Raw genomic sequence first — 12,204 nt, 5'->3', positions numbered from 1 at the left:
GTAGAAATCTCTAGATTTATTCCTTGCAAGCATTGCTGGTGCCGGAGTTGAAAGAATATAATGGAAGTAGGTAGAAAGATTCAGAGAGACGGAGAAGGGTGCAGGACTCAAGACCGATGATTGAATCCAATAGAGCATAGGGAGCGAACAGGATGTCTTGGAGAGACAAGTGGAACCGAAACCGTGAGCGGGGCAAGGAAGAGGGATTTACGCTGATTGAGGTGCTGGCAGCCATCGTGATTTTGTCGATAGTTTCTCTGGTGCTAACCTCCTACTTCACCAACGCGCTGTCCTATTCGAAATCGAACCAGAATAAGACGATCATGGTCAATCTGGCGCGTAATGCGCTCTTTTATATGGAGAAGCAGGATTTTGAGGCTATGGGCAACTATTTTGCTGTAAAAGACACAGGACCTGAACACCCAAGTATTGAAGCAGATCAGTGTGTTAATGCAACAACCTGTAGTTACAGTTCGTTTATTATTAATCCAGGGGTAATGCCTGACGTGCTGAATCCGGTAATCAATAATATCCCTTATCATGTGAAAATAACCTATCAAGTGCAACTGCATCAGGATATGCTGGCAGGGAAAACTATTGTTGATGGTGCAGAAAGCATAGATGCCCGTAAAAAGGAGATGGCCGATTACCTAATTCCTATTCAGGTAAAGGTTACCGGAGATGGTGGTCCTAATGGCCATTCAGCGAGTACCGTAGTGGAGGGTTATATTACCGATGAAAAAATACGTTGACCGGCTAAAGTCACAGCAGGGCTTCACGCTAATTGAGCTTATTGCCGCCATAACCTTATTTTCAATGATTGTGGGCATCATTTCTATGGTCACTATGTTTGGATTTCGCAGCTATCATAAAATAACAATCGAAAATTCTCTCAGAGATGAAGCGGATATTATTATGTCATCAATTATAAATGAATTATATACATTTGCCCCGGAGCGGCTGGAGAGTACGGACAATAATGACGGGATTCTCCTGAAGAAGAAATTGGTTGAGACAGATATCGACTATAAAAATATAGTCAAGATAGCTTTTACACAAGGACAGCTTGTCATTGGTGCTGAAGTAGACGGACCTACGAATGATTCCCGAACAGCAGTGAAATCGGATCTGACCGGTTCATCAATCTCCTCGGCAACATCTGACGGTAGGTCTTGTACCAAAGATGCGCCATGCGATAGCGGACTAATCGAAATAACCCTCAAATTGACGCAGAAGTATGACGGCAGGGATTACACCATGGAGATGAAGAGCAAATTTGGATTTTAGGAGGATGTAGCGGATGCCGGGAGTTAGACCGATATTGCGTCATTTGAGATCTTGGAAATGGAAGGGACTCAGCGGGCGTTTCCGGGAAGAGCGAGGTTCAGCCTTGGTGCTGGTTATGTTTATTGTACTGTTGCTTACGATTCTGGGATTAAGCGTGCTTACGGCAGCCGTTGGAGGTGCGCAGCGTACGGAGACACGGAAGAACGATGTGCAAAGTCTGCATTTGGCGGAGAAGACGCTGGATGAGGCTGTGGCATATATTACGGCAAGTTTGAATAGCAAGGTTAAAGATAGCGTAGACATGAGTCAGGCAGAAGTGGATGCTGAAATAGATATGTTTTTGAAAAGCCTAAAGGGCAGCATAGATGACCCGGATCAATCGGTTAAGTCCAGTGCATTGTTTGCCAGTACCGACCTTCAGCAGGCCGGCGGGGAGAGAGCAGTAGGTACAATTATTGATGTAGTCCCCCACACCACAAAGCAAGGAGATTCCGTAAGCTATACACTGACCCTTACCGCCCAAGCGGAAGTCAATGGAGTTATACGCAAATTAACACAGAATGTAGTGATCGATACCTATCCTGATTTTTTGAAGTATACTCTGGGTTCCGAAGGTAATCTGACTATCAATGGTTCACCTTATATTAAGGGGAATATCTACGCGGGGAATACGCTGACGATCAGTGATACTGCTCGCTACATCTACAATAACGACCGTGCATATATTTCAGAGCCTTTTGAATTAGTTGGTGAAGCGCATGTGCAGGCGTTGGACAAGCTGGTCTATATGAAAGGCAACCAGAAGTTCACGGGCAATGCTGTTTCAGAAAAAGTCATCCCTGCAGCGAATGTGAAAATCAAAAACCACCGGAGCTTTGTTGAAGTGAATGTGAAGTCCTCTTTTATTGATAAAGTTGAGGAAGCTATAGGTAGCGGGGCGAGTAGACAACGTATTCAGGAGAATATTGATAACGGGACATTGGCTGGATACCTTACAAGTAGTTATAAGGCAATTTTTGATAATCCGGGAGTGCTGCCGCCTAAACCAGATCCTGCGGATACTTCAGATGCTGGGAAGGAGCTTATTGCTAAATATGATGATATCAAGAACCGTCTGACTGCTCCCACCCGATCAGTGGTATATAAAGGAGATTTAACCCTGGATGGAACGGAACTTACTGGGATTAACTATACGAATAAAGGGGGGGACGGTAGTTCAACGGATCCACATTACTGGTATATTGTTGACGGTAATTTAACCATTGATAATGAGGGTGGTCCGAATTCCGTTAAAGTGCGCGCCAATATTTTGGTGACAGGCAAAGTGGAGATTAGAGGGGAAGTAGAGTTTGATTCCACTATTTATGTTTTGAAGGATTCCACAAAGGACATAGAAGATTTCACTACAATAGTAGAGGATGCGTCTATTAAAGGATTGAATAACAAGGAATTGGTCCTGATCTCCCAGGGGCAGATCCTAATCAATCGGTTGGCAGCCTTTGATAATAATGAACCGAAGCCACTGGCAGCATTCTTTTATACTGATTCTGATGCAAAGCTTTATGGGGTAGGCTCCATATTCTCACTCAGCGGCGGATTCTTCGCTAAGGGAGATTTAACGATTAATGCAGTTCGCGGCATAGCCACTGGTAATAATTTAGGTATTAATATACAAAGCAATAATTTGATCCGGTTTAAGGCTATCTACAATGATCAAATATTTACTGACCAGAAAGCGGGACTTCCCCGTGTCAAAGCGATAAATATCCGGGTAGAGGAACTGAAGCTGGAATAGGCATAAGGTATATAGTCAAAACAATTGATTCATCAGGGTTATACACAAACAGTTTTGTAAACAAAGAGAAACGGATGCCGTTCCCGGAGGGAGTGCATCCGTTTCTCTTTGTTTGCGTTTATCTAATAGCGGTCTTCATTGGTTACAGTGACCTGAATGGTATCCGTAATACTGGAATTCTCTTTAGAAGTAACGGTGATTTGGGCAGTGCCTTTAGTTTTACCTGTTATGACTCCTTCCCCGGTGAGCTTTACCACAGCTGGATCACTAGTGCTCCATAACAGCTTCCCTTCTACATCCTTAATGGTCATAGTTGTAGGGAACACACCAAGATCATTTCTGAACAGGTCATGTTCAGTACCTAATTTGATACTCAATGTATCTGGCAGGGAAAGATCAGTTAATCCGCTGCCCACAGTGACGTTCCATATAGCTTCGACCGGATGGTCAGCCGGCGCTCCGATTAAGGAAGCTTTGATAACCACCGGATGGTCAGTAGCCGTGATCTTTAGACCTTTAAGTTCAATAATGCTAGTGTTTGGTTTGTCAATCTTTTCTACATATTCACCGCCTTTGTCTAACAGTTCCCATTTGTAATCGGCAGGGTCCGCATCCTCTGGCAGTTCTACCTTAATGGTTAATTCAATCTTCTCATCAACATGTACTGAGTTTGGTCCCCAAATGGCAATCTCACGAACGGGATTAGTGAAGGTTACCTTATACTCCTTCGGAGCTGTTCCGTCTGGATAAGCATCAGTTATGGCGACTACCATTAGGGTAACCTCGCCGGATTTATCAGCTGCTAATGTAGCATGATCCTTAAGCGTGCCGCTTGCATCCTCGCTGAGCTTAGCTCCTGCTGCATTATCGTCTCCTTCTTTAATACTCCACTTATATTCTTTAACGTTATCATTTGCAGTATTATAACTGGCTACGTATTCGGCGGAAGTGTTTATCAGCACCGTTTTGGGGCCACTGATATTGAGTTCTGGTGTCATTACTTCAACATCAGCACTATCCGTCACTGTTTTGCCGCTGATATCTGTTACTGTAAGCTTAATCTCGGCTGTTCCTTCAGCAATCCCCCTGACTATACCAGTGTCGGAGATTGTTGCAATCCCCGGATTAAGAGATTCCCATTTGAAGGTTGTAGTTTCTTTATTGATATCGACCGGAAGATAAGTAGCGAGAGGGTCCATGTTCAGGCTGGTGTTAATACTGATTCTCGCTGGAACCAAAGTGACGCACATTACTTTGACAATGGAATCAAAGCTTAGAGTGTCAAATTTCATTGTTACTCTTGGCAGCACCGGTGCTGGTATTGGTGTAGGTGTGGCTACTACGACTGGTGGCAATGTACCATCGAATAATCCGGAATTGAGAGTACCTCCATTGTTAGTGTGGAGCTCCTTCGCGATAAGAGTGCCATATATATTCCCGCTATCAAATTGTACATTGGCTAATGGGGCAAGAATAGTAGCTTTCACTGCTACATCTCTAATGCTTAGTATTTTTGCTTCCGGGAAATTTAAAACAATATGATTATTTTGGATATTGGTTAAGTCAAAACCGCCGCGAATTGAGATGTTTTCGCCATAGACGTTAATAATTACCGTCGAGTTTTGCGGTGCATTAATTTTTACATTATTTAAGAGCACATCGTTGGAACTGCCAGGTTTTACATCGAATATATTTAAGTCTGAATGCGAACCAACAAAACTAAGATTATCAACACTGCCATTGGAAGCTAGTGAGGCCAGAGTTTTTGATTGGAGTTGTAGATATTCCCCAGTTTCATTGAAATTTATTATTTTTCCAGGAGTTACTTTGGTAGCAGTATTGTTCTGGCTTACTTGGGAAGTTCCGCCGTAAACTACATCGCCTGTGATTGAAGCACCGTTTGATGAATCAAATATGAAATTTCCACCAACAATCAACGCATTACTTCCTACGCCATTTGGTCTGTTTAGTCTATAGCTAGAGAATTGTGCATTGCCGCCGACAGCCATCCGACCATTTGTTTGGGCACTATTAATACTGGTATCACCCAGAATAAAGGCAACAAATTCATTGCTAATACTATTTATCGTGTTATAAATTTTAGTAGAATCTGTTAGAACCGGAGTAGTTGCAGCAGTCTGCATTGAATGCAAATCCTCAAAGCTCAAAATAGAGTTATCCAACTGGTAATGAGCAACTTTCTCAGTAGGTACTGCCTTGACGGTGAAGGTGATACCTTCAGCTAAATCAGGTACATAAGTCAGACCATCTGCTGACAAATGATACGTGAGTTTACCAAGATTCTTGGTAAGTGTGTAGCCTGATGCGGGGGTGCCGCTCTGAGTAAGGCCTAGAGACGATAAATTGCTGAATTCTAACTTTGATGGGAATACCTCGGAATACTGGATATCTGAGATCTCCAGATTCTGAACACCTTGATCTCCTTGCTCCACAGCGCTGGCTGGGATGCTGTTAGGTTTCACATTATACGTAATAATTGATGGCTCACCTTTCTCCACTGTTTTGGGAGATAAGGAACGGCTGATAGTCAAATTAGATTCTACCTTCTGTACATCAATGGTGATAGTCTCGGTTGCAAGAGCTCCTTGTTTGTCTTTGGCAGTAATCTCAATCTTCAGCGTGCCATCCTCATGTAACGGGTTATTGAAGGTATGAGAAAATGTTGCACCTGATTTGACCGTCGTCTCCTTCATGGTATCTACCGATACGTAGGTGCCCTTTTCTTTGTCAATTAGCTTACTTATGTTAATGGACGTTAAGAGATCCTTGTCCTTGAGATCAAGGTCAGTAGCCGCATAACTTACAGTGAGCTTATCCTGATATGAAGGCTTGGTACTCTTGTCCTGCGGTGTATAAATATTAATCTTCGGAGCGTGATTGGCGCCGGTGAACGCACGGTACATGGTATTGACGAACAACATCTGTTCCCAATCCGGGAAGCCTTTACTTGTATGTCCCGTACCGGAGAAGGTAATATTACCGACAGAATAAGTATAGAAATGATTGTAGCTATCATCTGTATCCCGCTCTGAACCTGATATGTTGTACCAGGGAATTACATCTGCACGCTCGAGATTCAGCGGAAAGAACTGGTCATGAGTAGTGGCAACAGTGTATCTGCCCGAATCATTACCTGCTTTGGTTAGATTGAATGGGTACTGGGTCAAAAGTCCTTGGTTGACCGGAACAACTTTAGTAGAAGTATTTACAGCATTGCCGCCCAGATATGTCCGGGGCAGCGTCTGTCCTACCATATCGTGGAAATAAGAACTCCAGTAGTTATAGTTCTTGACTCCGTTTGTTGTACTTTCCGGATAAGGATCAAGCTCCGTAGTACTCGTGATATAATCAACCTCCCGGAAAATGGTATCATGCGTCAGCATCAGGCTTTGCTTTGTTTCTTCAGCGAAGGCTTTGACTGCATCGGCTGATGCTTTGGACAACATCGGTGTGGTAGCCCTGTCATACATGTCTAGGAAACCGAACACGACCATATCAAAGTTCCCGTTCAGTCCTGAGGTTTTATCAGTGGTACTAGCATTTTCGGCGATGTAATTATTAAACCAGGTCATATCGTGCGGTGTGATTATCAGTTTATAGTAGTCGGGATTATTTAAGTAAGCTGCTTTCATGTTTTTGTTAGTGGTGCTTAGCAAATCACTTTCTGTCTTGCCGGCAGGCATAATCTGTAGAACCTTAATCTCCGGCTTAACGCCCTTATAGAGGATATTTCCTGTGTCAAAGTCTTTAAGTCCACTCAGTGTGCTGATTTCAATCCTCCAATACAGCGGCCCTGAGAAGGTAGAGGGAAGAGTATAGCTTAAAGTATCTGAGGGTGAGGTGATTTCTTTACTGACAACTACATTGTCTTCTGTGACAGGCAAAGAAGAATCCACATTAATATATAATTTGATCCGAACTTGAGTTAAGTCTGGGATATTATCAAGCCTGATGGAGAAGTCCAGTTTATCTCCGGATTCAAACACCTCAGTAGGATTCTCGCTGTAATTAGCGGGCTTGCTGGTAAGGGTCAATCTGGGCCTCTGTTTAAGAGTCCCCATTTTAGACCAGTTACCAGCCTTTACCTCAGTTGTAAAAGTGTCGAGTGCAGCCTTGTCCTTCAGAAAAGTAATATTGGTGCGAGTTGCAGTGCGGTAAGGATTAAATGTTTCATACAGGACACCTTGTGTGTCTTTGGTATTTTGCTGGGTAAAGGTTTCTTCACGAAGAATAACATTCAAGCCTTTACTAATGTAGTAATCGGTGATCTCTTTAGCTTTGAGTTTGGTAATGTCGTTTTCGACAGAAGTGGTCTTATGAGCTGCAATACGCTCATCAGGGGTAGAGGACCCCGTGCTGTTAACTTTCTTTTTGTTGAATGCCCCTTTACCGATATAGACAGCATCGTATTTGCCGTCCCAGTTATCACGCAGGGATACGAAGCGCTTCATAGTCATTGTATCAATCTTGACGTTGGCTAATCCCTGAAGACCATCGAGTTCACTCTTGGGGTATTTATCATTGGCATCCAGTGCCAAGCTTGCAGTGCTGGTTGGATCAGTGATCTCAAGAATACGGATGGTATACGAACTGTCTACTACTGCATTGACTGAAAGAACAAAAGAATGGACAAACAAAGCAATTAATATAGCCGCAAATGTACCCCCTGAAACTAGAAACCATGTTCTCCGCCGGAATGATTTCATCTAGCATCTCCCCCGTAAAGATATTAATAATCGATTGGTAGATTTATCGAAACTTTCGCTAAAATTGACCAAGTATTGGAAATCCTAATTGTAAAAATAACGGTTATATGCTATATATCATTCTAGGACAATTTACCTCTATAGGCAATCATAATATATGAAAAATTTACCTCAAATTTAAGTAATTAGAACTAGAAAACCATTGAAATTCCGGGAAAATGATTTCTGTAACACGCAAAGGACTACATATACGAAATCGGTATGAGTTTCCAGAAGGTTAGCAGCTTTGGATCCTTTTATTGCTAAATTATGTAAGTTTCTAACCAGTAAGAAAAATTAAACGGGTGAGAGCTGGAGATGAGTAACTTTGCCAATCATAAAAAAAAGACTGGGAGACTTGCTGGTAGATAACGGCATTATCTCGCAGGAGCAGTTGACCGAGGCTCTAGCCGAACAGCGCAAAACCAAACGCAAGCTTGGTGATCTGCTGATCTCGCAGGGTTATATTACCGAGCAGCAGCTAATTGAAGTATTGGAATTCCAGCTTGGCATACCTCATGTAAGCTTGTTCAAATATCAGATTGACCCGGCCATTACGCAGATTATTCCGGAGAGTATGGCCAAACGATATCAGGTGCTCCCGTTCATGAAGGAAGGCGGCAAGCTGATGGTGGCTATGGCTGATCCGTTGGACTATTTCGCCATTGAGGATTTGCGGATGAGTACAGGGTTCAGAATCGAACCTGCGATTTCCACCCGGGATGAGCTGCAGCGGGCGATTGCCCGGCATTACGGCATGCGTGATTCTATGAGCCAGATGATGGTTGAACTGCCCACCCAGGAAGAAATTGAAGAGACGGAGATTACCGATGAAGATTCGCCTATAGTCCGGTTGGTCAATCAGATGATTCAGCAGGCAGTGGCCTTGCGGGCATCCGATATCCATGTAGACCCGGGTGAGAATAACCTTTCTATCCGTTACCGGATTGACGGCACGCTGCGTACGGAACGTGTAATTCCCAAACAGATGCAGGGCTTTATTACAGCCAGGCTGAAGATCATGGCGAAGCTGAACATTGCGGAGCGCAGGCTTCCGCAGGACGGGCGTATCAAGATGCAATTTGATTACAAAATGGTTGATATCCGCGTATCTTCACTGCCGACAATGCACGGGGAGAAAATTGTACTCCGGCTGCTGGATCTCAGCACAGGCGTGAAATCAGTGGACAGTCTTGGCTTCAGTGAGTCGAATGCTGCTGTTTTTAGAGAAATGATTGCCAGACCATACGGGATTTTGTTGATTACTGGCCCAACAGGGAGCGGCAAAACGACAACCTTGTACTCGGCGCTGAACCAATTAAATGTGGAGAGCACAAATATTATAACGGTTGAAGATCCGGTAGAGTATCAGCTCGAAGGAGTCAATCAAGTGCATGTCAATGCTGCTGTTGGCCTTACCTTCGCAGCAGGGTTGCGTTCGATTCTCCGGCAGGACCCTAATATCGTAATGGTAGGGGAGATTCGAGATACTGAAACGGCAGAAATTGCAGTCAGAGCATCGTTAACCGGTCATCTTGTCCTTTCGACGCTCCATACCAATGATGCTATCAGTACTATATCGCGCCTTAGAGATATGGGCGTTGAGCCTTATCTGATTGCATCTTCCCTGATTGGGGTAGTAGCCCAGCGGCTGGTGCGTAAAATCTGCCCGGACTGCAAAGAAAAGTACAAGCCGTCTGAGCAGGAAGCGATCATGCTGCGAAAATATAATCTGCCAACAGACAGTCTCCATCGCGGACGGGGCTGCGGCAGTTGTAGCACTACAGGTTACCGTGGACGTATTGCCATTCACGAGGTGTTAACTATCGATGACCATATGCGGCAATTGATTACGGATCTGGCATCCGTCGATGAACTGAAAGCTGCCGCGCGCGAACGCGGGCTTGTGCAGCTAATGGAGGATGGCTTCCTCAAGGTTACACATGGAACCACGACGCTCCAAGAGGTTCTGCGGGAAACGGTATCGCAGTAAACAAGTCTTAATTAAGCTGACAAAACGTTGAGGAGGATAGCCAGTGCCGACATTCACGAGAGACATTATACAACTGCTTCATATGGCCTATACCTCCAAGGCTTCCGACTTGCATATCTCTGTAGGTTCAGCGCCGGTAATACGCATTGATGGAACCCTGTATCCGGTTGAAGGGGAACAGGTCACAGCCGGGGAATCACTGGCAATGGCAGAGGTGCTTATGGAGGAGCAGCATAACAGTATTTTTAATGAGACCGGTGAGATTGATTTCTCCTACCCGCTTGATAATGGAGTGCGTTACAGAGTAAATGTGTACCGTCAGCGGAGTGGAGTAAGCATCGCAGCCCGGTCTATTCCCGCTGATATTCCGTCGCTGGAGCAGTTATCCCTGCCTCCGATTCTGGCATCTCTGGTAAAGAAGCCGCAAGGTCTTATCCTGGTGACAGGCCCTACGGGCAGCGGCAAATCCTCAACGCTGGCGGCGATGATTCATTCCATCAACCAGTCCGAGAGCAAGCATATTGTGACCCTGGAGGATCCTATAGAATTCTTGCATAGTCATGGCAAATGCCTGGTGGATCAAAGAGAAGTGGGTAGCGACACGAACAGCTTCGCCAGCGGTCTCCGGGCAGCATTAAGGCAGGATCCGGATGTCATTCTGGTGGGGGAAATGCGTGATTTGGAGACGATCTCGTCAGCCGTTACTGCTGCTGAGACTGGACACTTAGTATTAGCAACACTCCATACGACAGATGCGCCGCAGACGATTGACCGGATTATCGACGCTTTTCCAGGCCATCAGCAGAATCAGATCCGTTCCCAGCTGGCTTCGGTGATGTTGGCTGTAATCAGCCAGCGCTTATTCCCTAGAGCTTCGGGCCGCGGGAGGTTATGTGCAACAGAGATTCTGGTGAATACGCCGGCGGTTGCCAACCTGATCCGGACGGAGAAGACGCATCAACTGAAGAATGTCATGCAGACAAGTAAGGCGCTAGGTATGCACACATTCGAGATGAACATCCGTGAATATCTTGCGGGAGGGCTTATACACCCTGCGGCGGCCAAAGCGTATATGAGTGAGGTGAATGGCTGATGGCATTATTCGAATATCAGGTCAAAACAGCGGCGGGCAGGCCGATCAAAGGTAAGCTTACCGCTACGGATAAGCCGGCAGCCATGGATGAGCTCCGCAAGCGCGGTCTGACGGTGTTCTCGCTGGTGGAACGTAAAACCTCCATTCTGCAAATGGATATTTATATAGGCAATCCGGTTAAAACTATTCACTTTATCATTTACTGCCGCCAGTTCGCTACACTTATGCGTGCCGGAGTATCCATTGTAGACGCTACGCGTATCCTGGCAGAGCAGACGGATAGTAAACCGCTACGTAAGGCATTGCAGGATGTTGGTTCAAGCCTGCTGCGGGGGATTCCCTTCTCCCAGGCAGTTCAGGATCACAAGCGGATCTTTCCACCGCTGTTTGTCAGTATGATACGCGCCGGTGAGGAATCGGGAAATATGGAAGGGACATTGGAGCGGTTGGCGATATTTTTTGAGAAGCAGCATACAACAACCGAGAAAATAAAATCTGCACTGACTTACCCGATTACTGTCGGCGTGATGGCAATAGGAGCAGTGATTTACCTGTTATGGGCAATTGTGCCGCAGTTTGTCACCATGTTTGAGTCTTTTGATGCCGAGCTTCCGGCGATTACCAAGATGGTATTGGCACTCAGCAAAAGTATTCAGGGGCAATGGTATTTCTGGATTCTGGGGGTACTTCTCTTAGTAGTTGCCTATCAAATAACTAAACGTACCGAGAAAGGTGCCTATGCACTTGATTACGCCAAGCTGAAGATTCCGGTCTTTGGCAAGTTGAATCAGAAGGGCTCGATTGCGCAGTTTACCCGGACATTCTCTTCCCTCTACGCCAGCTCGGTGCCCATCCTCCAATCCCTGGCTATTGTAGAGGAAGTGGCAGGCAATAAGGTAATCGGGCGTTATATCCGCAGTGCAAGTGATTCCCTTAGACAGGGAAATCCGCTCTCTGAGCCGCTGAAGAAGGCATGGGTATTCCCACCGCTGGTTACACAGATGATTGCCATTGGTGAAGAGACCGGAGCGCTGGATACGATGTTATCCAAGGTCGCTGACTTCTACGAGATGGATGTAGAGAATACAGTTGACCGTCTAAAATCTCTATTAGAACCACTGTTGATTGCCTTCCTGGCGGGAGTAGTCGGGGTGATCGTAGCAGCTATCATGCTTCCGATGTTCAGTCTGTACAGTAATATGTGAACCTTGCGGTTCCTTGCAATTATTGAGAGGGGTGACGCCGGAAAGGCGGAGCGGAAGCTGAAGCT

Annotated in this window: 7 protein-coding genes; 6 read left to right on the top strand and 1 reads right to left on the bottom strand. The window is 45.3% G+C overall.

The genetic code is table 11. The annotated features are described in order from the left end of the window. Positions 1–152 precede the first annotated feature (152 nt). Genes NSU01_RS32850 through NSU01_RS32840 form a run of 3 tightly spaced genes read left to right on the top strand, consistent with a single transcriptional unit; the run spans position 153 to position 3,082 of the window. Entirely contained in the window at positions 153–752 is a 600-nt protein-coding gene (locus NSU01_RS32850) for a prepilin-type N-terminal cleavage/methylation domain-containing protein (RefSeq protein ID WP_076246430.1), read from the top strand. Continuing rightward, positions 736–1,287 (top strand): prepilin-type N-terminal cleavage/methylation domain-containing protein, encoded by a 552-nt coding sequence (locus NSU01_RS32845; RefSeq protein WP_076246433.1) that lies wholly within the window; start codon positions 736–738, stop codon positions 1,285–1,287. The genes NSU01_RS32850 and NSU01_RS32845 overlap by 17 nt, the downstream gene beginning before the upstream one ends. A gap of 13 nt (positions 1,288–1,300) precedes the next feature. Further along, positions 1,301–3,082, top strand: coding sequence for a hypothetical protein (locus tag NSU01_RS32840; protein WP_076246436.1), 1,782 nt, complete (start codon positions 1,301–1,303; stop codon positions 3,080–3,082). Between the two features lie 122 nt (positions 3,083–3,204). Here NSU01_RS32840 and NSU01_RS32835 read toward each other — a convergent pair whose 3' ends face one another. Then, positions 3,205–7,809, bottom strand: a complete 4,605-nt coding sequence (locus tag NSU01_RS32835) for a DUF5057 domain-containing protein (RefSeq protein ID WP_076246439.1) — start codon at positions 7,807–7,809, stop codon at positions 3,205–3,207. Positions 7,810–8,176: 367 nt separating this feature from the next. On the opposite strand from NSU01_RS32835, the gene NSU01_RS32830 reads away from it, so the two are divergent. Genes NSU01_RS32830 through NSU01_RS32820 form a run of 3 tightly spaced genes read left to right on the top strand, consistent with a single transcriptional unit; the run spans position 8,177 to position 12,139 of the window. Beyond that, the gene (locus NSU01_RS32830) at positions 8,177–9,841 is read left to right on the top strand and encodes an ATPase, T2SS/T4P/T4SS family (protein WP_076246442.1); all 1,665 of its coding nucleotides are present in this window, start codon (positions 8,177–8,179) and stop codon (positions 9,839–9,841) included. 43 nt (positions 9,842–9,884) lie between these two features. Then, a complete protein-coding gene (locus NSU01_RS32825) occupies positions 9,885–10,934 on the top strand; it encodes a type IV pilus twitching motility protein PilT (protein ID WP_076246445.1) in 1,050 nt (349 codons plus the stop codon). Continuing rightward, complete coding sequence (locus tag NSU01_RS32820) at positions 10,934–12,139, top strand: type II secretion system F family protein (protein WP_076246448.1); 1,206 nt, start codon at positions 10,934–10,936, stop codon at positions 12,137–12,139. Before NSU01_RS32825 ends, NSU01_RS32820 begins: the two co-directional genes overlap by 1 nt. The last annotated feature ends 65 nt before the right edge of the window (positions 12,140–12,204 follow it).

This window comes from Paenibacillus sp. FSL H8-0259, from assembly GCF_037963255.1.
GTDB lineage: Bacteria > Bacillota > Bacilli > Paenibacillales > Paenibacillaceae > Paenibacillus_AQ > Paenibacillus_AQ phytohabitans.
The sequence above is the reverse complement of the archived record's forward strand: the minus strand, read 5'-3'. Positions and strand labels throughout refer to the sequence as shown.